Origin of the sequence: Ruegeria sp. HKCCD6119 (assembly GCF_013110585.1) — a bacterium.
Classification (GTDB): domain Bacteria; phylum Pseudomonadota; class Alphaproteobacteria; order Rhodobacterales; family Rhodobacteraceae; genus Ruegeria.
This window is the reverse complement of the sequence record NZ_WVQV01000012.1, coordinates 63,440-87,284: the sequence shown is the minus strand read 5'-3', so window position 1 is coordinate 87,284 and position 23,845 is coordinate 63,440. Positions and strand designations below refer to the sequence as shown.

Here is a 23,845-nt window from a genome sequence, read left to right as displayed (position 1 = left end):
TCAGATGTGATTGATTTCCCGCCGATTTGCGCGCAGAGTGGCCGCCATGAAGCCCCCTGCCCCATATCTCCCCGCCGCCGCCCCTGCCCTGTCGCAGGCAGATCAGGACGCGCTGAGTGATCTTTATATCCGCGGCACCCCCGCCAATACGCTGCGGGCTTATGAACGCGATCTGATCTATGTGACGGCGTGGAAAATGGCGCGCTTCGGGGTGGCGCTGGACTGGCCCGAAAGTGAGGCCACGGCGCTGGCCTTCATCCTTGATCATGCGCGCGATCTGGGTGATGCGCCCGATGAAGATATTGCGCGTCAAACCGCGGAGGTGCTGATTGCGCGGGGGCTGCGCAAATCGCTGGCCTGCCCGGCGCCGTCGACGCTGGACCGGCGCATTGCCTCCTGGCTGGCCTTTCACCGGATGAAGAACCTGACCAGCCCGTTTGATGCGCCGCAGGTGAAACAGGCCCGGGCCAAGGCGCGCCGGGCGGCCGCCCGGCCCCCTGCCCCGAAATCCGCCCATCCCATCACCCGTGGCGTGCTGGAACAGTTGCTGGCCACCTGCCGCGGCTCGCGGCGCGATTGCCGCGACCGGGCGATCCTGATGCTGGGCTGGGCCAGCGGCGGGCGCCGCCGGTCCGAGATCACCGGATTGATGCGCGAGGACGTGTCGCTGAAGGAGTTCGACACATCCGGCGTCGCCTGGCTGTCGCTGCTGGAAACCAAGACCACGGCCAAGGGAGAGACGCCACGCCTGATCCTGAAAGGCCGCGCCGCGCAGGCGCTGGTGCATTGGATCGAGGTTGGTGAGATTACAGGTGGCCCGCTATTCCGCCCCATCTCCAAGGCGGACCGGGTGCTGAAACGCCGCCTGACCCCGGATGCAATCTATCAGATTGTCAAACATCGTCTCAGGCTGGCCGGATTGCCCGAGGATTTCGCCTCGCCGCATGGATTGCGGTCTGGCTTTCTGACCCAGGCCGCGCTGGACGGTGCGCCGATCCAGGCCGCCATGCGCCTGTCGCTGCACCGATCTGTGGCGCAGGCGCAGAAATACTATGACGACGTGGATATCGCCGAAAACCCGGCGACGGATCTGTTGGGGTAGATCCAAGCGCCCTTCTGGCGGCATGGGGCGAAGCTCTGTCCGCACCTCTCTCCGTTCGGCACTCTGATTGCGTCCCGGGCGTTTGCTTGCCTTTGAATAAGGCCATCGGAAAAGCACGGAAGAATTGGCGGCACCGGTCAAAATGGCCATGGGCGAAACCGGCTGCATTCTGAAATCAAGATAGGCGGACCTTTGCACGTCTTGACGAACCTCCATTGCCATAAATGGCTGCCCCTCATAAGTTACACATCAGAAAAGCAAGACATGTTCATGTCTCAACAAAAAAACACGCAGTGTCGCACGAGTAGTGGAGCAATGCTCCTTCCGGTAAAAATAACCAAATTTTAACCTCTGGTGGTTCAAAGTTTTGCCATGATTTCATCGCGGAATCATTTTGGGCATCTGCTCAATGGCATGACGGCGCCCACCTGGGTTTGACCAGACCAAGACCATAGCCGGAGGACTTGGAGAAGATGATTGGAATTATCGGGATAGCCATTCTAGTTGGCCTGTGCGCCGGCGGGTTTGCTTTGATTTCCGGTGCGTCCATCCTGATGGCTCTGGGCAGCTACATCCTCTTTGGCTGGCTGTTCATCATTGCAGCCCTCATTGTTATCGGCGCTGTCAAAATCGTGAAGACACGCGTGCAGAAACAAAACCCCGCCTATTCCAGCTAAGCGCCTAGTCCCGTCCGGCGACCCGCTTGGCCACATAGCCCAGAAACGCCCGCTGCGGGTTTCTGATCTGTGGGCGGCCTGACGCGGCCCAATAAGCCAGCCAATCCGCTTCCAGCGCATAGACATCGTGGCCAGGCGCCATCGCCCTGGCCTCCTCCAGCGCCTGCGGCGGCAGGATCGGCTTGTCCGGCCCCTCGACCACCTGACCCCGGCGCGAGAACCGGATCAGGTCGCCCGGCTCTTCGGTCATCTCATAATCGGGCAGGTGATCGGCTGCGATCATGTCACGGATCATCTTGCGGAACACCCGCCGGGGTGAGGCCGAGCCGGACTTTTTCAACAGCACCTCGACCGAGATCCGCCACTCGGGCTGACGCCCGCAATGTTTGCGTGCCAGCTCATAAATCCGCCGCTCCAGCGGTTTGCGCAGGCGGAAGTAATCGCGGCTGAGGGTCAGCACCGATTTCGCCAGCACCGCGCGGAACAGCCAGTCCGACAGTTTCACGCTGACGCTGGCCATCCGCCCCGCCCTTGTGTGACGCACGATTTCCCAGCTTTCGATCAGGCCGAACCCCGTGGTGGTTTCCGTTTCACCGGTCACAATGTTCGTGGTGATCCTTGTGCCGGCCAGCCGCTCGAACGCTTCGCGCAGACGCTTGTAACCGTCACCGCTGGTTTCGCGGTTGGTGGCCACCAGCAGATCATGCGCCTTCAGATGCAACACCCGGCTAACAGTCCGGCCCGCATTGATCGCCGCCATCAGCTGGCTGATGCAAAAGATCAGGATGTCCTTGTCGTGGATCGTCGCCAGACCGCGCACCGAAGGCGTCACCGTGATCTCGACCCCGTTATGTTCGTAATTGAGGATGCGCCGGTCCGGCCGGGTCGAGAGCGAAAACATAGGATGCTCCATCGAACCCATATCTGTCTTGGGCAGCGCATCGAAGATATCGCATACAAAAAAATCGCCCGTTGGGTGCCGGTCAGGCAACAACGCCCCTGACCCGCTCATACTGCCCTGCCCATATGTCCTGCCCGAATCTTTGTTCGTGGTTTTATTGACGCTCACCGTAGAGTTATCCACAGGATGCGTAAAGCCGCCGGAACGTGGGTTCAGAGTCACTGCAACGTGGGATCAGAGTCACCCTATCGTGGGATCAGATTCAGTATGATCTACGAGAAATACAAAAACCGCTTTTTTTTCTTACACTTAATAGAATTCAGATTCAGCCGTAACTAATAAGATAACAGGATTCTAACTGAACATTTTTTTGCTATAGGCCCAAAAGCAGCGTCTCGAAGGCTTTCTACCCCTTAATTTTGCTTAGAAAATCCGGTTTTGTGCTCATAATGCTTTCACATGCTTCCTTTTGCGGTATATTGGATAAAACATAGCACATGGGCAGTATTTCAATGCGAGCAGCAACGTCCGAGGGGCTTCCCCCGTATTTCAATATCGACCCGGATCTGGCCTATGCTGAACTGGGCGACCCAACCGGAACACATGAGTTCTCGCAAATCGCGGATGCCTGTGCGCGGGGGCGTAGCGACCTGGCGAACCGGGGGCTGGAAGAAAACGGTCAGAAAAAGCTGCGCCTGTTTTCAACCTGGGAAATCACCAAATATCTGATCCCTGTCGCGCCTGCTCATTTTCGCCGGGTCCTGAAGGGCAATCCGGATTTGCCCCAGGGACAGTCCGAAACCGAAGGCGGTGCCAAGTGGTTTACGCTGGATGAGGTTCTGCGGCTGCGGGCGCATTTCGCCTCGGAAGGATCCAAAGCGAAAGAATACCGCCCCTACCGCCCCGAGGGTCTGCCCGCCAAGATCGTGTCCGTGGCCAATTTCAAGGGCGGTGTTGGCAAAACCTCGACCTGCGCGCATCTGGCCATGTCGGCAGCTCTGGACGGTTACAAGGTGCTGGTCATCGATCTGGACAGCCAGGGTTCGATGACGTCGATCTTTGGCGGCAAGGTCAGCGATGAATGGCAGACGGTGTTCCCCTTGCTTGCCCGCCACTACGCCACCCATCTGCGCCGGGACAATCAGGGACGTCTTGACCGGGGTGAGGCCCCGCATCCGATCGACGATACCCTGTCCGAGGCGCTGAAGACCCGCAGCAGCGATCTGATCCAAACCACCCACTGGCCGAATATCGATCTGATCGGAGCGCAGCTGAACCTCTATTGGGCGGAATTCCAGATCCCCGTCTGGCGAATGCAGGGCCGCAGCTGGAAGCTGTGGGATGCGCTGACGGATACGCTGGACGAAGATGGGGTGCTGGACGATTACGATATCATTTTCATCGATACCCCTCCCGCCCTTGGCTATCTGACGATCAACGGGCTGGCCGCCTCGGATATCCTTCTGGTGCCCATGGGGGCCTCGTTCCTGGAGTTCGACTCCACGGGTCGCTTCTTTGACATGCTGCATTCCACCTTCCAGTCCATCGAGGATGGCGAGAACATGGCCGCCCGCGCCCTGGGGCGGCCCGAGATGGCGTTTCAGTGGGATGCGGTGCGCACGATCATCACCCGCTATGACGGCAGCCAGCAGGCGGAACTGGCCGGGCTGATGCAGGCCTATCTGGGCCGGACCCTGTCGCCGCACTGGCAGGGCTACACGGCGCTAATCGGTCAGGCGGGGGAACAGGTCAACGGTATCTACGAGGCCGATTACCGCGATTTCAACCGCGAGACCTATGTGCGCGGGCGGGAAACCTTTGATGCCACCTATGCCTCGTTCAAGAAGCTGCTGATCGGCGTCTGGCGGGGCGAAGAACGGGCCCGGCAGGCCGAAGAGGCGGGAACACCGGAATTGTCGCTCTGAGCGCGATGTTTCGCGCGCGAAACACGCCTGCCACGTCCCGAAACAGAGTCTGATCCGCGCAGGAAAAGGAGAAACCAATGGCAAAACGTAAACGACTGACCCCTGCCCGACCGGATTATCTGGAAGACAACCGCCCTGCCCCCGGGCTGAATCCCATGTTCCCCACAGACGCCCCCCGGACCACGCCGCCGGTTGCGCAGGTGGCCGGGGCCACGGCGGCTCAGGCGGCGCTGGAAGAGCTGTCCGGAGAATTGCGTGCCGCGCGGGCCGAAGGGCGCTTGGTGCAGGATCTGCCATTGGACGCCATCGAGGAAGCCTATCTGGTCCGTGACCGTATGGCGGCCGATGACGCGGATATGGAGGCGCTGAAGGAAAGCCTGAAGGCCCGTGGCCAGCAAACCCCGATCGAGGTCGTGGAACTGGAGGGCGGGCGGTACGGGTTGATCTCGGGCTGGCGGCGTCTGACAGCGCTGCGAGCTTTGGCGCAGCAAACGGGCGAGGCCCGCTTTGAGACCGTGCGTGCGTTCCTGAGGCAGCCGCAGAGCGCATCTGATGCCTATGTGGCCATGGTCGAGGAAAATGAAATCCGCGTCGGGCTGAGCTATTATGAGCGCGCCCGGATCGTGGCGCGCGCGGCAGAGCAGGGCGTTTACCCGGATGAGACTGCGGCCCTGCGCGGGTTATTCGCCTCGGCCAGCCGGGCGAAGCGATCCAAGATCGGGTCTTTCATCGCGATCTATCACGCGCTGGATGACCATCTGCGCTTTGCGTCAGCTATTCCTGAACGGTTGGGGTTGTCGATTGCGAAAGTTCTGAAAGAGGAGGCAAAAGCAGCTTCCTTGATCACCACCGCTCTGCGGAAGGCCGCGCCTCAGAGCGTGGAAGCCGAGATTTCAGCTCTGACCCGTGCAGTGAACGGCCTGGGGTCGAATGGGGAAAACCCACCTGCTGCCAAGCCCCCCCTGAAAGAGACATTCGGCGGCATTCAGTTGAAACAGAGTCGAAACGGTGCACAGGTCACCCTGTCCGGCGAGGGAATGTCCGAGACATTTCTTGCGGAGCTGAAAGCCTGGCTGCACGCGCGCGGCACATGATGTTTCGCGCGCGAAACAGAGGCTGAGAGGCCTGGTTCTCTTGTAGTACGCTGCACGCTCGATTTTTTGCGGGCATTACGCCGTGACCCAGAAAGAGATGGGCCCTGATCCTGGAGCCACCACCCGATATAGCCAGGAACATCAACGATCAAAAGTCCGCGCCAGAACCGGTTGCATTGGTGTGCTCATGGCACTTGGTGAGATTGTTTTTGGTATTGAGATGCCACGATTTGCTGCGCTTGCGGGGATAATGCCGTTAAAGCCAAACTGTAATTCGTTGTTTTTTTTTGAGAAATAGGGGAGTATCCGGATTAGCTTTACCAGGAAGGGCGCAGACGTCCGATTTGGATCGTTGAAGGCAGCTTGGATTCGACGCTCAGTGATAGCCGCTTTTTAGTCTGCTACGCCCCCCTATTGCGCGCATTTGTGAACCACATGTGTCAGGGGTCATTTGGCGTTAAGGGTCGGTAATACGCTCGAAGGAGGAAGCAAAATGAAAGACTTAAAGCAAACAAAGCCATGAAGAACTCGTATGTCTTCATTCGCTTGGCTTTACCTCTGCTGATTTTTTTAGGGGTTCTCATATTCCGAGACGCTCTCGTGGATTTTCTGGAGACTACGACTGGTAGTTTAGGTTTCATGCTGCGTTTAATCGGGGGCATTTCAACCGTTTGGGAAAGAGCTCTGCTGTTTGTATTGATTGTCCTGGCTTTGGGTGCTGTGATCTTCCTGCTTTCCCGTTTCTTACCAAAACGCATCAGGTCACTTGCGTTGTTTGTCCTTGTCGTGGCGGGCGTCAGCTGGGCGTTGTATCCATGGACGGGACGTGACGCAGTTGTGCTTGGCGTTGTCAGCGGTGGGGTTTTGATTGCGAATTCCGGGGTGTTCTGGGCGCAATATCTTCGTAAGCCGGTGTCCGCCAGATTAATTGATGCAGTGATGATCTGCGCGGTTGGTCTGGCCGAAATATTGTTTCCGCGCCCCTACTATCTTTGGATAAGATGCAAGCTTGGTTCAGATGCACCACGCAAAGAGCCCGGTTTTGGACGCTACATTCCTGGTGTTGTTGTCGCCTCTGCTCTCATCGTTGTTTTTTTTCCTTTTCCGAGGTTGGCAGAAATTGGACAAAACCTGTTTATGTCCCCTCAGGCCAAAGTCATTTTCGGCCCGCGTTTCGGAATTTACACAAAGTACGATATAACTTCGATGGTGTTTGATCCTGTTTCAGGTCAGCTTTTTTTATGCGGAAACGGGACAAATACGTTGCTGGTGCTGCTCCCCGAAACTCAAGAGGTAAGCGATACGGGGATCATAACCGACAAAACTCAATTCTGTGTTTTTGACCCTGGCCGCAGGCAAATATCTTTCGCCAATCGGGCTGCTGAGAAGTTGGTTTTAGTGGATGTTGAAAGCCGCAAGATCGTGTCCGACCGTGCGTTGGGAACGTTGCCCCCTGGGGAAATTATTATGGGTTACAATTCTTCGGAAAACGTTCTTATTGCAGCGTCCGAAGCCGCAGAACGGGCGGAAGATATAGACTCGGTGCAAATATTCGATGCCAATAGCCTGGCGCGCAAGTTGACACTGGACGTGGATCCCGGAAATCTGATCACCCATCCTCTTAAACCAATTATGTATGTGAATTTTTTCTTCCGTGATGAAGGCGTACATGCTTTCAACCTGAGGAATGGAGAGCTGCTCGCCAGCAGTCCTTCGGACGACCGCAGTGACCGATCTACGGTTGACGTTTCACGAGAAGAATTGCTGGTGACCTCGCCGGTGCACGCGCGTATTCAGGTCTTTGATACGACCACTTTGGCATCAAAGAACAGCTTTCCCACTGTATTTGGCGCGCGCGGGTTGGCATTGGATGCAGAGCGTGACCTGCTTTTGGTCGGAAGTATATTGACGAACCAGGTTGACGTGGTTGATCTGAAGACTCGAAAATCTCTGCGGCGTTACAGGCTTGGGCCCTGGCTGCGCGATATCGTCATCGATCCCGAGAGCGGGACAGCCTATGTTTCTTCGCGCTTTGCGGTTTATCAATTGAATTACCTGGAGTGATTTGCCGTCGGAATGCGCAATCCCACCGAGTGTTCCGAAGGTATAGACACCCCCGCCGACCACAAGACGGTCACATCTTGACCAAGCGCCCGTCTGCCACCCTGATCCCCTGCTTTTCAAAGACGTTGCGCGTGTCAAAGACCAGCGCGGCCTCGCGCGCGACCAGACCATAATCCGGGGCGCTGTGATCGGTGATTACGGCCACCGCCGCATAGCGTTTCAGGTTGTCCGCCGTCAGTGGCTGGGATGTCCGGCCCGCAAGCTGCGGGTATTCGCCACCTTCGGGCAGGCGGGGGAAATACGGATCGTGATAGTCAATCTCGGCCCCCAGCTTTTCCAGCTCGTCCAGCAGCACCAGCGCCGGGCTGCGGCGGGTATCCTCGACATCGCGCTTATAGGCGATGCCCATCAGCAGAATGCGCTGTCCGGTCAGGGGTTGCCCGGTTTCCGCCAATGCAGACCCGTTGCGCGCGGCCAGTTCCGCCGCCATCCGTGCCGCCAGCATCGACGGAACGGCGTCATTGCTGGAGCGGGCCAGATTGATCAGCGGCGTATCAGATCCTGCATCCGCGGCGCGCCAGGCCAGATAGGCCGGAGACACCGGGATGCAGGCCCCACCAATTCCAGGACCGGGATAGAAGGGCATAAAGCCGAACGGCTTGGTCGCCGCAGCCTCGATCACTTCCCAGACATCCACGTCCATTGCTTCAAGCGCGGTCTTCAATTCATTGACCAGCGCGATATTGACGGTGCGAAAGCTGTTTTCGACCAGCTTCACCGCTTCGGCCGTGGCGGCCGAACTGACCGGTACGGCGCTGGTGACGATGGCGCGATAGAAATCCTCGACCAGTTGCCGCGACAGCGGATCGTCGGCGCCGACCACCTTGGGGATACTGTGCGTGTCGAACTTGTCATTGCCGGGGTCTTCGCGCTCGGGCGAGAAGGCCAAAAAGAAATCGGAACCTGCCCGCAAACCGCCCGCTTCGAGGATCGGCTGAACCAGCGTGGTCGTGGCGCCGGGCCAGACGCTGCTTTCCAGCACCACCATCTGACCGGGGCGCAGATGCTGTGCGATGGTCTGCGCGGCGGCGGCGACAAAACGCATGTCGGGATCTTGTGCGTCGGTCAGCGGGGTCGGCACACAGATCAGGATGATATCGGCCTCGGCCAGTGCTGCGGCGTCCTGCGTTGCGCGAAAGCGCCCACTCTCTACCGCGTGTGCGATCCGATCCGGTGCCAGATACGAGATGACCTGACCCCCCTGATTGATCCGCGCCACCCGGTCGGGGTTGAGATCAACGCCGGTGGTATCAAACCCTTCATCATAAGCCGTCAGCGCCAGCGGCAGGCCAACATAGCCCAGCCCGACCACGGCAACCCGCGCATCGCGCGCCGCGATAAGCTGCTTGAGGGATTGATGGTGCGAGGTTTCGTAGTTCATAATCTATCCTGATCGTACAAAGTCACACTGAATTAAAATTAGCTTAGCAGATTGGAAACCTTCTCTCTTCATCGGATAGGACAGATCGGGAACGAAGCCAACTAATTTGTCGTTCCCGGCAAAGACCCGGAATGGGTGTTTCCAAAAACAAGGCAGTCTTGAATCAGCGTGCCGATTGTTTTCGCATATGCTCGATCCATTCGTCGAAGGAAACACGAGGCACATACCCGATCTGATCCTGTGCATATCGGGTTGAAACCTCTGGCTGACCGGCAAAAAGTCTGCGTCCCGCCATGTCAGGCATCACGGGCCGGGGTTTTGCCAGCCGGGCCTGAACGGACCGTGCCCAGTCTGCGGCGGCCTCGACCCGGCGGCGCCCGACAAGGCGGCGCAGATGCGCGCTGAGCTGCCCCGCCAGAGAGGGGCCTGCGGGCGCATTGCCATTGGGCGACGGGGGCGGGGCCGGGTTCGCAGCCGGATCAATCCGCACCTCTCCGCATCTGGCAAGCCGGGCATAGCCTTCGAAAAACGTCTTCCACCCCAGCGTGTCCGGTCCGCTGATCAGGTATCGCTCGACCCCGGTCCGGGGCGATGAGGCCGCGCGCAGGGCGGCCTGTACCACGTCATCGACATGCACGGCCGGGCATTGTCCGGGCGGGTCGGGCAGGATGATGCCGCCCCTGCGCATCATCGCCAATGGCCCGTTGGTCCAAAGTGCACTGCCGGGCCCATAGACGATGGTAGGCTGCAAGATGGCGGCGTCGCATTTCCCCTGCAACAGTCTCTGTTCCATCGCAATTTTGGCACCGCGATAGCTTTGCACATCTTCCGGCGTGATCGGGTTGCGTTCGGTGATCGGCCCGTTGGGCCAGCTGTCATAGACCACGGCGGAACTCAGATGCACGATACGGCTGCAAGACCCGTCTTCGGCGGCTTTGGCAAGCGCGTCGAAGGCTGCAAGGTTGTCCGCGCCGGAGGCCCGGAAATCATAAGCCAGATGAAACAGAGCCGCCGCACCGTCCAGCGCCTGCGTCAGAGCCGGGCCAGGGTGCAGCGGGCAAACCAGTGCCTTTGCTCCGGCCTGTTCCAACGTGGCAGCCCCGTGGCGTGTGCGCAGCAAGGCGGTCACGTCACATCCCAGTTTCAGCAGCGCATCGATCAGGCGCCGGCCGATAAAGCCGGTGGCGCCGGTCACGACCACGCGCTGGCCTGCAAGCCCGTCGCCGGGGCGGGGGTCCACGTGTTTTTCGGTCATGTCCGCAGGTTCAACATTCTTAATGCGTTGTGCAACAATTCAGCCCTTTTTCCAAAACTGTGCAGGCCCGGCCTGTCAGCGCACCATAGCGGTATCTACCATTTGGTGGCCACCGATCCCTATGCTAAGCCTGTGGCATTAGAGTGGATTCTGTTGGTACGAGGGTTTTTCATGCAAATTTTGATCACGGGCGGGGCCGGTTTTATCGGATCACATCTGGCCGAGCGCCTGATTGGCAATGGGCATGAGGTGACGGTGCTGGATGACCTGTCCACCGGATCGCTGCAAAACCTGTCTTCCGTTCAGGATCATTCCGCCTTTCGTTTTGTCGAAGGCAGCGTTCTGGATGCCACATTGGTCGAGGAACTGGTCGGGGCTGCTGACGCGGTGTTTCACATGGCCGCCGCGGTCGGGGTCAAGCTGATCATGGATCAGCCCAGCCAGTCGATTGCGACCAATGTGGACGGCACGCAGAACGTGTTGCGCGCGGCCCTGCGCCACAAGCCCCTGGTCTTCATCGCCTCCAGTTCCGAGGTCTACGGCAAGGCATCGAAGTTCCCGTTCAACGAGGATGACGACCTAACGATTGGCGCCACAAGCATTCTGCGCTGGTCTTATGCCTGCGCCAAAACGCTGGATGAGTTCATGGCACTGGCCTATGCGCGCGAGGTTGATCTACCGGTGATCGTCCTGCGCTTTTTCAACACGACCGGTCCGCGCCAGACCGGGCGTTATGGCATGGTTGTTCCGAACTTCATCGAAGCGGCCCTGGCCGGTCAGCCCATTCAGGTTCATGGCACCGGCGAGCAATCGCGCTGTTTCAGCCATGTGGCCGATGTGATCGAGGCGCTTGTGCGTCTGCTCGATGTCCCCGAAGCCCGGGGGCAGGTCTTCAATATCGGTGGTGAACAGGAAGTGACGATCCGGGGGCTGGCCGAAAAGGTCATCGCGATGACGGGCTCAACCTCGGAAATCCGGCTGGTGCCTTACGAAGAGGTCTATCCCGAAGGGTTCGAAGACATGGCCCGCCGTCTGCCCGATGTGTCCAAGCTGCGGCGGTTCACCGGGTTCAGCCCGGCGCGCACGCTGGATGATATCATCGCCGATATCATGGCCGAGAAACGCGCCAAAGCCTACGCATGAAGAGCCAAACACGATGACACCGGGACAAAGAGTTGAAAAGCTGGTGCGCGACACCGCGACCGTGCTGCTGCCGGACCGGCTGCGCAAATGGATCCGTAAACAACAACGGTTGCACAATCTTCAGTCGGTGCCGGTTGGGTCGGTCGATTTCGGCGGCTTGCGGCGATTGTCGCCGATCAGTGCCGTGTTCGGGCAGGATCGCGACCTGCTGACCATCGAACGCCATTACATGGAAGAATTCCTGCAAAACCACAGCGACGATATCCGTGGCCGGGTTCTGGAATTCGGCGATCCGGCCTATACGAAGAAATTCGGCGGTGACCGGGTCACGCAGGCGGATGTACTGAGCTATGTCGAGGGCAATCCACAAGCGACCATCGTGGCGGATATCACCGATGCGCCGCATATTCCCGACAACAGTTTCGACTGCATCATCATCACCCAGACCCTTCAGATGATCTTTGAGGTCGACAAGGCGATTGCAACGCTGGAACGCATTCTGAAACCCGGTGGCGTGGTGCTGTGCACCTCGCATGGGATGACCCGTGTGGCGCGGCGCGAAGGCGTGGATGACTGGGGCGAATACTGGCATTTCACCAGCCAGTCCAAGCGCCGCCTGTTCCGGGCGGTCTTCCCGGCAGAGAATGTCGAGGTGTCGACCGTTGGCAACGTCTTTACCTGCATCTGCAACCTGCATGGCCTTGGGGCCAGTGAAATTGCGCCCGAAGAACTGTCCACCCATGATCCTAACTATGAAATGCTGGTTCTGGTCCGGGCAGTAAAGGCGCAGTGAGCGATCTTGTCATAGGGTCCGGGCCTGCCGGGGTTTCCGTCGCCCGGGCCTTGCTGGCGCGAGGGCGAAACGTCACGATGCTGGATGCCGGGGTGGAACCAGGGCCCGGGGTCACGGACCGGGTGCAGCAGATGTCTCGAACACGCGCCGAAGACTGGAGTGCCGAGGCGCGTACAGCCTGGATGGAGCCTCAGTTTCAGGCCCTGGAGGGCGAGGTGTGGCGCTATGGATCCGGTTATGCGCTGGCCTCACCTGCGCGTACACTGGCGGAAGGGGCGGATTGGTTTGCTTTGCGCGCGTCGCGGGCGGCGGGCGGGCTGTCCAATGTCTGGGGCGCTGCGGTTTTGCCGTATCGGCAGGCGGATATCGACGACTGGCCCATAACGACCGATGATCTTGCCCCACATTACAGCGCGGTGGCGGACATAATGCCTGTGTCCGGGCAAAAAGATGGGCTGCAAGACCTCTTTCCCGCCTGCGATATGACAGGTCGAACTCCCATTCCGCCAACCGCGCAGGCCGAGATGCTGCTGGCCCGGTCCAGGCAGAAGGCGAAGGCATTGCAGGGGGTGGGAATGCATGTCGGTCTTGCGCGTCAGGCGGTTGGACCGGGATGTCAGACCTGTGGATTGTGTCTGCACGGGTGCCCGTGGTCGTTGATCTGGTCGGCTCGGCAGGCGCGTACAACACTGCAGGCAGAGCCGGGCTTTACTTACCGCGCGGATCACGTGGTGCGGCAGGTCCGCGAGGAAGGCGACGATGTTGTCGTCACTCTGGCAGATGGCAGCGACATCCGCGGAAATCGGGTGTTTCTGGCCGCCGGGGTGCTGGAAAGCGCGCGTATCCTGTTGGCGTCACCCGGCTTGCGGGGCAAGGAGCTGGTGTTGAAAGACAGCCAGCAGGCCTTTCTGCCGATGCTGCACCGCTGGCGGGCACCCAGGCGGCCCGATGTTTTGCCCTATCAGACGCTGCCGCAGCTTTTTGCCGAACTGGATGACCCGACCGTGTCGCGGCAACTGGTTCACGCGCAGATCTATACCTGGAATGAATACTATGCCCGCGATCTGAAACAGAACTATGGCCGCCGGATACCCGGCAGCGGGCCGCTGCTTGAGGCGCTGGCCCGACGTCTGATCGTGGCGCAGGTTTTCCTGCATTCCGATCATTCGCATGAAATAGCCTTGCGTCTGGCAGAGGATGGGCGGTTACGCCCGGAACTGAAAGAAAATCCCGCAACTGCCGAGACAATGCGGGCAGCGCTTGCGCGCTATGGCCGGGCCTTGCGGGGGCTTGGTCTGACCAGCCTGTCTTTTGCAGCGCGGTTCGGGGCACCGGGGGCCAGTTTTCATGTCGGAGGTGATCTGCCGATGTCGGATGACCCGGGCCCGGGTGAAAGCGATGTGCTGGGGCGCCCGCATGGCGCGACGCGCATTCACGTCGTTGATGCCTCTGTCCTGCCGACCATCCCCGCGACGACAATTACATTCAGTGTGATGGCGAATGCCCACCGGATCGGAACGCTTGCACCCGAAGCCTGACACTCAGTTGATGGGCAGCACCCTGCTCAGCCCGCTTCGCACGCCGCGCATCAGTTTGCGGGCCGCCAGATAGGCCCCGCCGCGCCCGGCAAGATGAGCCTGCCAGCGGGCGATGTCGGTGAAATAGAACATCTCGAGCCGCGGCAGGTCGTGGATGTCATCTTTCGGTCCGGCCACGCCCAGACGGGTGCCGACCGAGGTGTCGTAGTGCCGGGCAATCTGTGCGCGTACATTCGGGTTCGACGCGCCATAGGGCGGGGCGAAATGCCGGACGGGTTGACCAAGCCGGGCGGCAATATCCTGACCGGATCCGGTGACTTCATCCTCCAAGGTCTCTGCATCCAGCGTCGAGAGATCGGGATGGCTGACACTATGTGCGCCAAAGCTGACCCCTTCCGCTGCCAGCGCCTTGACCCTGTCCCAATCCATCAGCGGGCGGGGCGGGATGTTGCCCCCGGCCCAGCTGTCGGTGCCACCCATCAGGCCCGAGGGCAGATAGACGATCGGGCAGAAGCCAAGTTCGCGCAGGATCGGCCAGGCGGTATCGGCGAAATCCTGGAACCCGTCATCGAAGCTGATGATGACCACACGGGGGGCAGGCGGGTTAGCCAGCGCGTCCGGCGTCACCACCGGCAGGTCGGACGCCGCCAGCGCCCGCATCTGTGCCGCAAAGATGTCGGGTGCGATCGAGGTTGGCCCCGGCGCGTCCGAGATCGAATGATACATCAGGATATCGGCCTGCCAGGCGGGCATGGTCAGTCTTCCACCACATGGGTGGCAAAGACCTCACGATAGCTGTTCCATTTCGCGCGGTCGATATTGCCCTTGTCGTCGATGCAATCCGCCGCGCCATAGGCCATGGCAAATGCGTGGTGCGTATTATCATGGGCGAACAGGCCCTGCCGTCCAAATACGAGCAATCCGTCCAGATTTGAGAGCCACTGATCAACCGTATCGAACCGGTCTTCATAGCCCACATCGTAGACCGGATAGGCATGGCTCAGCCGCCGGGTTTCGCAGCGGCGCACCGGCACGGTGACGGGCAGGCCCAGTTGCCCCAGCCATTTGGTGAATTCTTGCCCCAACTCCTCGTTGGACATGGACCACCATTTTTCATCCGGGTCGCAGGGCAACTCGGCGCACAGAACGGTGACGCCCTTCGGCGCGCCACTGGCGTTATAGTTCTTGGGCTCGGACATGCGGCTGATCGGGATCGACAGTTCCGGGAAATAATGCGCATCGAACTCGGTGAACTGGTCTGTCTCCAGCACCAGATACAGCAGGATCATGCCGCGGAAGCGGATGGCGCGGGCGGCCTCGACCACCTCTGCCGGAGGGTCGCTGATCAGGCGCGTCAACCCGGTCAGCGGGATGGTCGACAGGATCAGATCGCCGGTCAGGTGCCGCTCGCCCTCTTCGTCGCGGATCGTCAACCCGGTGATGCGATTGCCGTCCCGTTCGATGGCGGTGATTTCGGTATTGAACAGGAAGGTGGCGCCATTGGCCTCGGCACTGTTGCGCATCGCGTCCGAGATTTGCCCGAACCCCTTGCGCGGATAAAAGAACCGCCCCGCCGTTTCACTGCGCAGCCCCGGCAACAGGCGCAGCATCTTCATCAGGATCTTGCCGACCGATCCGCTGCCCACCCGACGTTCGGCCAGTTTCACCGCCAGCTTGTCCGGATCCAGCCCCCAAAGCTTGCGCACGTATGGGAAATAGAAATTGTCCGAAATCGTCGGCCCCAGCCCGTCATACAGCACGGTCGAGAATGTCTCGGGGCCTTCGCTTTTCTTGCGGAAGGGTTTCAGCACCATGTCGCCGATCAGCGACGCGGCAAAGGGTTTGGGCAGGCGCATCAGCGCATCGGTCAGTTTCAGCGGAAAGTGAATCCATTTGCCGCCCAGCCGGATGCGCCCGTGGCGGGGGCGCAGCAGCAGCTCGTCACCCAGCAGGGATTTCACATCGGCCAGAACCTCGGGCTCTGCCGCCGGATGAAACCTGTGCGAGCCGTAATCACAGATCACGCCCTCAATCGGGAATGAGGCCGAATTGCCCCCGGCACTGGGCGCGCGTTCGATCACGGTCACTTTCGCCTGCCCGGTCAGGGCATGGGCTGCGGCCAGACCGGCCGGCCCGGCGCCCAGAATGATGATTTCAGGCGTGTCGCCGCCATTGGGTCGGGAAACATCCGTCACTTGCACTCTTCCTTTTGGGGATTTGCCGGGGTGCTGAACCGCATTCCGGACATGGTCAGAACCAGCGCGCCAAACCCGCCCGCTGTAAACAACACAACCTGCCAGACCAGCCCGGCGGCCACGACAGCTGGGACGCTGGCGCCGAAGGGGGCCAGGAAACCGGCTAATGTGGCTTCGCGCAGGCCCAGCCCGTTCAAAGACACGGGCAGCACGGCGATGATCTTGGCCAGCGGCCAGGCGAAGATCCATGGCCCGGCGGCCACATCAACACCCGCCGCCAGGGCCAGCCACCAGGCCAGCAGGACCAGCAGCAACTGGATCAGCACAGATGTGATGAAAGCGACTGCCAGCGTGCCGGGTTTGCGGCCCATCCCGGCCAGTGCATCGGCCAGACGATGGGCAAACCCCTTGCCGGGCAGGGATGGGGCATAGCGCCAGGGCAGGGGCAGCAGGCGCGGCAAGGCGACCATACCCGCCAGCGCGGCCAGCAGGATCAGCGCCACTGGCCAGATCATATGCCCGCCCGCCGCGCTTTCCCATGTCAGGACCAGGCCCAGACAGGACAGGGTCAGCAGCGCCACCATGTCGATCAGCCGGTCAACGGTTGCGCCCGCAACAACCTGCGCGCCGTCCTTCATCGCCGCCTGCGCCAGACCGGCCCGCACCGTATCGCCGCCAATTGCACCGGGCAGGCACAGGTTGGCGGCGAGACCGGCAAAATGCGCCCGGATGGCCAGCAGGGGCGAAAGCCCCCGGTTCAGCAGCAGCCACCATTTCAGGGCCGCGCCAACATGGGCCAACAGGAACAGAACGAACACGGACAGGAAGACCCAGATCGGGATCGCCCTCAGCGCTGTTACGATTGCGTCGGCCGGCAGAATCCAGAACAGGATTGCCAGCACCAGAGCCGACCCGGCCACCCGGATCAGCCAGCGCCGTTGATGTGGGTCGGAAAGCATACCGCCGCTCATGTCACGGTCTGAGATGCAGCCGCGAGATCATGTCGGCGATCAGCCCCAGCGACCAGATCATGATCGCCGCCAGGAACGAGAACACCGCCGTTTCGCTGAGGTTCCAGTAGAACATATCGATAATGAACTTCACCGTGCCCAGCGTGAAAAACGCCAGACCCAGCGGGATGAACACCCGCAGCGGATTGAACAGCGTGCTGATGCGCAGGATCAGGATGATGAAGTTCAGAAAGTCGATCGGCCGGATTTTCGATTTGCCCACCCGCTTACCGTATTCGATCGGCGTATAGATCATCCGCTTGCCATTCGAGGTCATGCACAGCGTGATCGTGGTGGTGAAGGAAAAATTCTGCGGCAAGAGCGGCAGGAACGGGATCAGCTCGGATTTGCGAAACACCCGCAGGCCGGAATTCAGATCGTTGATCTTGCGCTCGGCTAGGAACGACGCAAAGGCGAACAGGAATTTCTTGGCCGGTCTGCGCAGCAGCGGCACGTTCTTCATCGCCGCGCCCCGGTCGCCCACGACCATGTCCTGATCGCGGCACATGGCCAGCATTCCGGGCAGATAGCGCGCAGGGTATGTGCTGTCGGCATCCAGAATGGCCACATATTCATGCTGCGCCATCCGCACCCCGCGCTTGAGGCTGGCGCCATAGCCGGAATTGACATCGTTGAAGGTGACGGTGGCGCCGCTGGCCTCGGCCTCGGCGCGGGTGTTGTCCTGGCTGGCATCGTCCACCACGATGATCTCGTAGGGAATGCCCAGCGGTTCGAGATGGGTGCGCACGTCCTCGACCGTGTGGCGGACGGCGTTTTCCTCGTTATAGGCGGGAATGACCACGCTCAGGCTCATGCCGGCGGTTTCCGATGCGATCAGCTCTTCGGGTGTGGTGCTGTTCGTCTCCATCGGCTCTGCGACTTTGTTCATGAAAATGAAAACCTTTTATTCACTCAATAATCCCTGCCCCAGCCCCCGCTGCAAGAATTGCGTGGCGCCTGGAACATGACGGGCATAATTCCCTGTATTGCGTATAGTATTCGAACACGTACAGACTGAACATAGACAATAAATTTGACCAAATTCGACCGTTAAGGCGTCAAGTTTGCAATTGCGCATACTGTGCACAACAGGTGTGAGTGTTTGAGCCATGTGTCCATCGGCACTTGGCGGGGTTCGGGCAACAGGAAGGAAACGGGTGTCAGGGCGGCAGAGTTTCAGCAGCGGAGTTGCCTGGATGTCGGCCGGTATCTGGGTCGAGCAGGCGTTCAATTTCATCATTTTTGCCATTCTTGCCCGTATTTTAGGGGTCGAGGCCTTTGGTCTTCTGGCGATGGTTGCAGCCTTTGTGCTGTTTTCCGAATTCCTGGTCCGTGAAACGATTTCCGACATTCTGCTGACCCATGAGGCGCTGTCACCAGAGCGGTTGAACTCGGTTTTCTGGCTGTTGGCGCTGCTGGGGGGCGTGTTGACGGTTGTGCTGTATCTGGGGGCGGGGCCGGTCTCATATTTCTACAATGAGCCGGTTGCGCGCGAATTGTTGATCGGATTGTCCCCAACGGTGCTGATGATTTCACTGACGGCGGTGCCGGTTGCGATCCTGCGCCGGGAAATGCGGTTCCGTGTTCTGGCCATCCGTGCAGCGCTCGGCGCGGCGGTCGGAGGGGTCGTGGGCATTGGCATGGCGCTGTCCGGATACGGGGTCTGGAGCCTGGTCGGTCAGCGGCTGGCGATGACAGCCACCAATATCGTGATGGCCTGGGGGGCGGTCTCCTGGCGCCCGGCATTCCATGCGTCGCGGGATCACATGCGCAGGGTCTTGCATTTCAGTCACCGGATTCTGGGCCTGCGCGCGGCCGAACTGGCTGCGGTGCAATCGCCTGCGGTGATCATCGGCGCGATGCTGGGGCCGGTTCCGGCGGGGTATTACGCAATCGCCTGGCGCGTGATCGAGACCGCCTCGTTCCTGATTATCACACCGCTGCGCACGGTGGCGCAACCTGCCTTTGGTGCGGCGGCGCGCGATGGTGGTCAGGCGACGGATTTGCTGATCGACGTCATGCGCCTGACCGGGTTTCTGGCCTTTCCGGCCTTTGCCGGGCTGGCGGTTCTGTCGGAACCGGCGCTGGTGCTGCTGTTCGGTCAGAAATGGGCTCCGGCGGCTCCGGTCCTGAGCCTGATGTCGGTGTTCGGCATGTATCTGTGTGCCGAAAAGGTGCAGCAGACCTTTTGTCTGGCGGCGGGTCAGGCCGGGCGTCTGGCGGTTCTGTCCTGGGTCGAGGTGGCGCTGGCGGCGGCAGTGATCGTGGTGCTGGCCCCGTATGGGTTGCCGGTCGTCACAGCCGGTTTTGTGGCTGTCTTTCTGCTGGTCTGGCCGCTCAAATTTGCCAATCTGGGGCATATTGCCGGGCTGTCCGGGCCGGCTTTGATGCGGCAGCATCTTGCGCCGCTTCTGCTGTCAGGGGGGATGGTGGCGGCCGTGCAGGGGGTCATGTGGCAACTGGACGGCCTGTCCCCGGCTTTGCTTTTACTTGCCGGTACGGTGACGGGTGTTCTGGCCTATGGTTTGCTGGCTTTTCTGTTCCAGCGGGACAGGCTGCGCCTGCTGGTTTCGATGCTTGGGCCGCAAGGCGGGCACCTGCCTGCGGCTGACACTCAAGGAATTGAGAGATAGATGAAATCGTTACGCATTTTGATGTTCACCACATTTTATCCCCCCTATTCCTTTGGCGGTGACGCCATCGGCATTCAGCGCATGGCGCGGGCGCTAGTGGCGCGCGGGCACGACGTGACGGTGGTGCATGACGAAGACAGCTATCTGATTCTGGGCGGCAAACCGCAGCCCGAAGGCACCCCTGACGGGGTGCGGCGGATCGGGCTGCGCAGCCGCAACGGCATGATGTCGAACCTGCTGACCCAGCAACTGGGCCGTCCGGTTGTCCATGCTGCCCGCATCCGCGAGTTACTGGCCGAGCGGAAGCCGGATATCATCTGGCACAACAACACATCCCTGATCGGCGGCCCCGGCCTGTTGCCGATGGGCGAGGGGTTGAAAATCTATGAAGCGCATGAACACTGGCTGGTCTGCCCCACCCATGTTCTGTGGCGGCATGGGCGCGAGCTGTGCGATGAGCGCCAGTGCCTGCGCTGCGTGTTGCAGCACAAACGTCCGCCGCAGCTCTGGCGGTATACCGGTGCGCTGGACCGGGCGCTGGATCACATGGATCTGATCATTGCCAAAAGCGAATTCAGCCGCGCCAAACATCGTGAATTCGGCCTGCGGCAGGACATGCAGGTGCTGCCCTATTTCCTGCCCGATCTGGATCAGAGCGCCTTGCCGGAACCGGCGGCGCAGGAACGCCCCTATTTCCTGTTTGTCGGGCGGTTGGAAAAGATCAAGGGGTTGCAGGATGTGTTCCCGGCCTTTGACCGCTATCCCGACGCGGATCTGCTGATCCTGGGTGATGGTGACTATGCGGATGAGTTGAAGGCACAGGCCGCAGGCAATGACCGGATCAAATTCCTGGGCCGCAAGACGCCGGACGAGTTGAACGCTTACTATCGTGGCGCACTGGGGCTGATCGTGCCCTCGGTCTGTTATGAAACCTTCGGCATCATCCTGATCGAAAGCTTCCGGCTGGGCACGCCGGTGATCGCCCGGCGGCTGGGTCCGTTCCCCGAGATCGTGGAGCGGGCAGGGGGCGGGGAACTGTTCGAAACCGAAGATGATCTGATTGCAGCCATGCGCCGTTTTCAGAACGGAGGTGCCGCGCGGGATCAGATGGCAGCAGCGGCGCGGCAGGGGTTTGAGACGCTCTGGCGTGAAGATCAGGTATTGGGCCGGTTCGGCGCGGCTTTCGCGCAGGCCGCGCATCGTGCAGGGCGGGCCAATCTGGCCCATGCCTTGGAAGCTGGTGCTTTCGAGAACGGCGCGGCGGATTGACCGGGGGTTATCCCCGCCCGGCCAGTTGCCGGTACAGCTTTTCAAACCCGCTATGCACATGGGCTGGCGAGAACCTGTCTTCTGCACCGCGCGCCGTGGCATTGGCGCTTAGCCGGTCATATTCGGCGCGGTCGATGCAAAGATCGCGCAGCGCCTGAGACAGGGCATCAAGATCATCGACCGCACACAGGCGCCCGACATCGCCATCCACCAATTCACGCACACCGCCGCAATCGGTGGCGATCACCGGCAGCCCGGCGCGGAACGCCTCGACAATTGAAATCGGCAGGGCCTCCCACCGGGAGGTCAGCATATAAAGATCCGAGGCCGCGAGATAGGTGGCGACATCCGAGATCACCCCGGGGAAACGGATGATGTCGGAAACCCCGGCCTGTTCGGCCCAGGCTTCGACCTGGCCGCGCAGCACGCCTTCGCCCCCGACGATGATCCGCAGACCGGGCAGATCCTGCCGCACACGCCGGGCCACTTCGATCATCGCGTCGAGGCCCTTTTGGCGGTCCAGACGGGACAAGGACAGAACCAGATGTGTGCCATCTGCGCCCAACAGTTCGCGCCGCAGGGCATCCGCAGCTGCCGGATCGGCGGGCGGGTTGGGACGTACCCCCAAAAGCATCACCCGCGCCTTGTCGGGATCGACCTGGCGTTCCAGCAGGGATTGCATGACGGTTTCGCTGGGGCAGATCGCCAGATCGGCTTGCTGTCGGCAGGCGCGGGCCACCGCGTTGAGACGGTCGGGCGACGAGCCGTGATAGGTCATCACAATGGGAATTCCCATTCCCAGACTGGCCAGACGAGCCGTCAGAAGCGGGGCGGTTTCATGCGCATGGATGATATCGACCTTATGGTCCTTGAGCGCCCGGCGCAGGGTCAGGGCCGAACGTACCAGCCAGTACATTCTGAGGGCCGGGTTGAGTTTGCCATTCGCACTGTGGTCGCTGACCCGGTCAAGTTGCAAAGGTACAAAGACACTGCCATCCGCGGTCTCGCCAAGCTCGCCGGGGGCACCAGCCTTGATCACCTTGTGCCCATGCGCCATCAGGGACCCGCCCAGATCGGTAATGTGGCGCTGAATGCCGCCTCCGAATGTGAAAAACGAGCACATTTGCAGGATGCTGAGCCGTTCCTGAAACGCCTTCTCATTCGTCAGAGGAAGTGTTGTTTCGTTTACCATATCGGTTGCCCCAGTCGGAACGTGACGGTTTTTTTAGTGCCATCGGGTTTTGTCAGACGGGCTGTGATCTGGTTGGCCGTGTCATTGGGGGTGATGCGAAAAGATGCCTGCGCCTTTTCACCGTTCCGTACCAGTTCGACGGGCTGCTCTGCCCCCCCATCTGTTGCTATTGACGCCGCAGTGATGCCGGGTTCCCCAACCAGCATTTCGACATCAAGCGGGGTATCGCGGCGCACAGGTGCGGGCAGGATCAGATAGGCCACCGCAGCAGGTGCGTCGGTCGGGAAGACCCCAGCTCTCGGGTAGCTGCCCGGCCCAAAGCGCTGATACGCGGTCAGCAGGATACCCAGAACGATCAACAGATAGATCCAGCGGGACAGCCCCAATCCGCGCCAGATGCGCCGGATCGGGCCGTATTGTGCGGCCTCAGGAGCCAGCCGGGCCGCAAAGATCAAGGCGCCCGTCAGGGCAACGCCGGTGGCCACGAAGCCTGACAGAACCCAGAGACCCAATGAGAACGCACTACCCCAGGTGCCGAAATGCAATGTGTTCATCAATGCCTTCCAGCGTGCGAAGCCGCGGGTATCATCCGGGGTGAACGCGCCGAGCACCTCAAGGGTCACTGGATCAACCGATACGCTGCCCCATCCACTCGTCTTCGCAAAACCGACCACGGGGCCTTCAAAGGCAAAAGTGCCAGCCGGATCTCCCGGCAGCACCATGACAAGCGGCTCCAGGCCCGGCAAGGCGGCAACAGCGTTTGCCTCGGCCTGTTCAAGGGTGTCGGAACTGAAGCCGATAGGCAGGGCGGTGTCACGGGGGGAAGTGGGCTGAGGTTTTGGGGTTGTGCCTTCGATTCCCAGACCGCCGAGCATGAAATAAAAGCTGGTGATTGCAATCAGGATCAGAAGCGGCGCTGCCCAAAGGGCCGTTAGCCGGTGCGTGGCGCCGACCCAGGATCTGAACCCCCCGGAGCGTTTGGGCCAGCGGAAAAACCCTTTCCAGAAACGTCGGTAGGTAATCAGCCCGCTGACGATCTGATACAGCAGCAGAACGGATGTTGCCGAGATCAGGATGAAGATGGGGCGTTTGGTGGTCAGGAACGTATCATGCAGATCGCGCAGAATGTCGCGAAACCCGCCATCCCTCGTTTCGTAAACGACTGCTCCGGTCACCGGGTCAGTCCAGAAGCTGATGTTTTCGCCCCAGCCGGTTCGTCCGAAGGTTCGATCTGCGAACCACGGGGCGGGGTATTTTTCGATGACAAATACAGCGCTTTCGGGATGGGCGGTTTTAATGCCGTCATGGATTTCCGCAAAACTGGCCGTCCGGTCTTCTTTGGCAATGGTGGTCCAGATTTCCGGCCGGGCAATGGATTCAACCTCGATGCCGATGACAAGCACTGCCCCCGTCAGGAACATAAAGGCGAAGAAGATCGACAGGTGCAATCCCAGCCGGGTGTGCAGGGAAAATAGCCAGTTGCGAAAGGTTCGGGTCATCTGAAACGCTGACAGCTGATAAATTTACCGGCACACTAAATGAAACTGATGTTCAAGAAACAAGGGGTCGGAGAAAACTGACTGTTGTGAATGCGTGAAATCGGCAAAAGATGT

At 60.3% G+C, this 23,845-nt stretch carries 19 protein-coding genes; 10 read left to right on the top strand and 9 right to left on the bottom strand.

The genetic code is table 11. The features are described 5' to 3' along the window. The first annotated feature begins 46 nt into the window (after nucleotides 1-46). Nucleotides 47-1,102 (top strand): tyrosine-type recombinase/integrase, encoded by a 1,056-nt coding sequence (locus GS611_RS18700; RefSeq protein ID WP_171637963.1) that lies wholly within the window; start codon nucleotides 47-49, stop codon nucleotides 1,100-1,102. Between the two features lie 464 nt (nucleotides 1,103-1,566). Next, nucleotides 1,567-1,779 carry a hypothetical protein gene (locus GS611_RS18695; RefSeq protein ID WP_171172364.1) on the top strand — a complete coding sequence of 71 codons (213 nt, stop codon included), beginning with the start codon at nucleotides 1,567-1,569 and terminating at the stop codon, nucleotides 1,777-1,779. A gap of 4 nt (nucleotides 1,780-1,783) precedes the next feature. Here GS611_RS18695 and GS611_RS18690 read toward each other — a convergent pair whose 3' ends face one another. Further along, nucleotides 1,784-2,791: a replication initiator protein A gene (locus GS611_RS18690; protein ID WP_171637961.1), complete on the bottom strand. Its 1,008-nt coding sequence runs from the start codon at nucleotides 2,789-2,791 to the stop codon at nucleotides 1,784-1,786. Nucleotides 2,792-3,192: 401 nt separating this feature from the next. Here GS611_RS18690 and GS611_RS18685 point away from each other — a divergent pair, with 401 nt between their 5' ends. The 3 genes from GS611_RS18685 (at nucleotide 3,193) to GS611_RS18675 (ending at nucleotide 7,763) form a co-directional block, all read left to right on the top strand. Continuing rightward, nucleotides 3,193-4,605 carry an AAA family ATPase gene (locus GS611_RS18685; RefSeq protein WP_245223642.1) on the top strand — a complete coding sequence of 471 codons (1,413 nt, stop codon included), beginning with the start codon at nucleotides 3,193-3,195 and terminating at the stop codon, nucleotides 4,603-4,605. A 77-nt stretch (nucleotides 4,606-4,682) separates the two neighbouring features. Continuing rightward, nucleotides 4,683-5,699, top strand: coding sequence for a ParB N-terminal domain-containing protein (locus tag GS611_RS18680; protein WP_171637959.1), 1,017 nt, complete (start codon nucleotides 4,683-4,685; stop codon nucleotides 5,697-5,699). 519 nt (nucleotides 5,700-6,218) lie between these two features. Next, the gene (locus GS611_RS18675; RefSeq protein ID WP_171637957.1) at nucleotides 6,219-7,763 is read left to right on the top strand and encodes a YncE family protein; all 1,545 of its coding nucleotides are present in this window, start codon (nucleotides 6,219-6,221) and stop codon (nucleotides 7,761-7,763) included. A gap of 70 nt (nucleotides 7,764-7,833) precedes the next feature. On the opposite strand, the gene GS611_RS18670 is transcribed toward GS611_RS18675, so the two are convergent. Together GS611_RS18670 and GS611_RS18665 are read right to left on the bottom strand one after the other, a co-directional pair. After that, nucleotides 7,834-9,204, bottom strand: coding sequence for a nucleotide sugar dehydrogenase (locus GS611_RS18670; protein ID WP_171637955.1), 1,371 nt, complete (start codon nucleotides 9,202-9,204; stop codon nucleotides 7,834-7,836). A gap of 163 nt (nucleotides 9,205-9,367) precedes the next feature. Then, nucleotides 9,368-10,459: an NAD(P)-dependent oxidoreductase gene (locus tag GS611_RS18665; RefSeq protein WP_171637953.1), complete on the bottom strand. Its 1,092-nt coding sequence runs from the start codon at nucleotides 10,457-10,459 to the stop codon at nucleotides 9,368-9,370. A 171-nt stretch (nucleotides 10,460-10,630) separates the two neighbouring features. Here GS611_RS18665 and GS611_RS18660 point away from each other — a divergent pair, with 171 nt between their 5' ends. From GS611_RS18660 to GS611_RS21350, 3 genes are read left to right on the top strand one after another with little or no spacing between them, the layout of a single operon-like run. Continuing rightward, the gene (locus GS611_RS18660; RefSeq protein WP_171637951.1) at nucleotides 10,631-11,602 is read left to right on the top strand and encodes an NAD(P)-dependent oxidoreductase; all 972 of its coding nucleotides are present in this window, start codon (nucleotides 10,631-10,633) and stop codon (nucleotides 11,600-11,602) included. Nucleotides 11,603-11,615: 13 nt separating this feature from the next. After that, on the top strand, nucleotides 11,616-12,395 hold the full coding sequence (locus tag GS611_RS18655; protein ID WP_170347056.1) for a methyltransferase domain-containing protein: 780 nt from the start codon (nucleotides 11,616-11,618) through the stop codon (nucleotides 12,393-12,395). Then, nucleotides 12,392-13,933, top strand: coding sequence for a GMC oxidoreductase (locus GS611_RS21350; protein WP_171637949.1), 1,542 nt, complete (start codon nucleotides 12,392-12,394; stop codon nucleotides 13,931-13,933). The genes GS611_RS18655 and GS611_RS21350 overlap by 4 nt, the downstream gene beginning before the upstream one ends. A 3-nt stretch (nucleotides 13,934-13,936) precedes the next feature. On the opposite strand, the gene GS611_RS18645 is transcribed toward GS611_RS21350, so the two are convergent. Genes GS611_RS18645 through GS611_RS18630 form a run of 4 tightly spaced genes read right to left on the bottom strand, consistent with a single transcriptional unit; the run spans nucleotide 13,937 to nucleotide 18,027 of the window. Further along, on the bottom strand, nucleotides 13,937-14,686 hold the full coding sequence (locus tag GS611_RS18645) for a polysaccharide deacetylase family protein (protein ID WP_171637947.1): 750 nt from the start codon (nucleotides 14,684-14,686) through the stop codon (nucleotides 13,937-13,939). A 2-nt stretch (nucleotides 14,687-14,688) separates the two neighbouring features. Then, entirely contained in the window at nucleotides 14,689-16,128 is a 1,440-nt protein-coding gene (locus GS611_RS18640) for an FAD-dependent oxidoreductase (RefSeq protein WP_171637946.1), read from the bottom strand. Further along, nucleotides 16,125-17,087 (bottom strand): lysylphosphatidylglycerol synthase transmembrane domain-containing protein, encoded by a 963-nt coding sequence (locus tag GS611_RS18635; protein WP_171637944.1) that lies wholly within the window; start codon nucleotides 17,085-17,087, stop codon nucleotides 16,125-16,127. The genes GS611_RS18640 and GS611_RS18635 overlap by 4 nt, the downstream gene beginning before the upstream one ends. Nucleotides 17,088-17,100: 13 nt before the next feature. After that, complete coding sequence (locus tag GS611_RS18630) at nucleotides 17,101-18,027, bottom strand: glycosyltransferase family 2 protein (protein WP_171120566.1); 927 nt, start codon at nucleotides 18,025-18,027, stop codon at nucleotides 17,101-17,103. 307 nt (nucleotides 18,028-18,334) lie between these two features. Here GS611_RS18630 and GS611_RS18625 point away from each other — a divergent pair, with 307 nt between their 5' ends. Both GS611_RS18625 and GS611_RS18620 read left to right on the top strand, forming a co-directional pair. After that, complete coding sequence (locus GS611_RS18625; protein WP_171637942.1) at nucleotides 18,335-19,771, top strand: lipopolysaccharide biosynthesis protein; 1,437 nt, start codon at nucleotides 18,335-18,337, stop codon at nucleotides 19,769-19,771. Then, entirely contained in the window at nucleotides 19,772-21,040 is a 1,269-nt protein-coding gene (locus GS611_RS18620; RefSeq protein WP_171637940.1) for a glycosyltransferase, read from the top strand. Between the two features lie 7 nt (nucleotides 21,041-21,047). Here GS611_RS18620 and GS611_RS18615 read toward each other — a convergent pair whose 3' ends face one another. Together GS611_RS18615 and GS611_RS18610 are read right to left on the bottom strand one after the other, a co-directional pair. Continuing rightward, entirely contained in the window at nucleotides 21,048-22,232 is a 1,185-nt protein-coding gene (locus GS611_RS18615; RefSeq protein ID WP_171637938.1) for a glycosyltransferase family 4 protein, read from the bottom strand. Next, a complete protein-coding gene (locus GS611_RS18610; protein WP_171637936.1) occupies nucleotides 22,226-23,731 on the bottom strand; it encodes a PepSY domain-containing protein in 1,506 nt (501 codons plus the stop codon). Before GS611_RS18610 ends, GS611_RS18615 begins: the two co-directional genes overlap by 7 nt. Nucleotides 23,732-23,845 lie beyond the last annotated feature (114 nt).

What these genes read in the sequence shown, in the direction of transcription:
- GS611_RS18685 (WP_245223642.1), top strand. Translation starts at nt 3,193, where the DNA reads ATGCGAGCAGCAACGTCCGAGGGGCTTCCCCCGTATTTCAATATCGAC.
- GS611_RS18635 (WP_171637944.1), bottom strand. Translation starts at nt 17,087, where the DNA reads ATGCTTTCCGACCCACATCAACGGCGCTGGCTGATCCGGGTGGCCGGG.
- GS611_RS18630 (WP_171120566.1), bottom strand. Translation starts at nt 18,027, where the DNA reads ATGAACAAAGTCGCAGAGCCGATGGAGACGAACAGCACCACACCCGAA.
- GS611_RS18645 (WP_171637947.1), bottom strand. Translation starts at nt 14,686, where the DNA reads ATGCCCGCCTGGCAGGCCGATATCCTGATGTATCATTCGATCTCGGAC.
- GS611_RS18620 (WP_171637940.1), top strand. Translation starts at nt 19,772, where the DNA reads ATGAAATCGTTACGCATTTTGATGTTCACCACATTTTATCCCCCCTAT.
- GS611_RS18660 (WP_171637951.1), top strand. Translation starts at nt 10,631, where the DNA reads ATGCAAATTTTGATCACGGGCGGGGCCGGTTTTATCGGATCACATCTG.
- GS611_RS18625 (WP_171637942.1), top strand. Translation starts at nt 18,335, where the DNA reads ATGTCGGCCGGTATCTGGGTCGAGCAGGCGTTCAATTTCATCATTTTT.
- GS611_RS18665 (WP_171637953.1), bottom strand. Translation starts at nt 10,459, where the DNA reads ATGACCGAAAAACACGTGGACCCCCGCCCCGGCGACGGGCTTGCAGGC.
- GS611_RS18690 (WP_171637961.1), bottom strand. Translation starts at nt 2,791, where the DNA reads ATGAGCGGGTCAGGGGCGTTGTTGCCTGACCGGCACCCAACGGGCGAT.
- GS611_RS18700 (WP_171637963.1), top strand. Translation starts at nt 47, where the DNA reads ATGAAGCCCCCTGCCCCATATCTCCCCGCCGCCGCCCCTGCCCTGTCG.
- GS611_RS18670 (WP_171637955.1), bottom strand. Translation starts at nt 9,204, where the DNA reads ATGAACTACGAAACCTCGCACCATCAATCCCTCAAGCAGCTTATCGCG.
- GS611_RS18680 (WP_171637959.1), top strand. Translation starts at nt 4,683, where the DNA reads ATGGCAAAACGTAAACGACTGACCCCTGCCCGACCGGATTATCTGGAA.
- GS611_RS18675 (WP_171637957.1), top strand. Translation starts at nt 6,219, where the DNA reads ATGAAGAACTCGTATGTCTTCATTCGCTTGGCTTTACCTCTGCTGATT.
- GS611_RS18655 (WP_170347056.1), top strand. Translation starts at nt 11,616, where the DNA reads ATGACACCGGGACAAAGAGTTGAAAAGCTGGTGCGCGACACCGCGACC.
- GS611_RS18610 (WP_171637936.1), bottom strand. Translation starts at nt 23,731, where the DNA reads ATGACCCGAACCTTTCGCAACTGGCTATTTTCCCTGCACACCCGGCTG.
- GS611_RS18615 (WP_171637938.1), bottom strand. Translation starts at nt 22,232, where the DNA reads ATGGTAAACGAAACAACACTTCCTCTGACGAATGAGAAGGCGTTTCAG.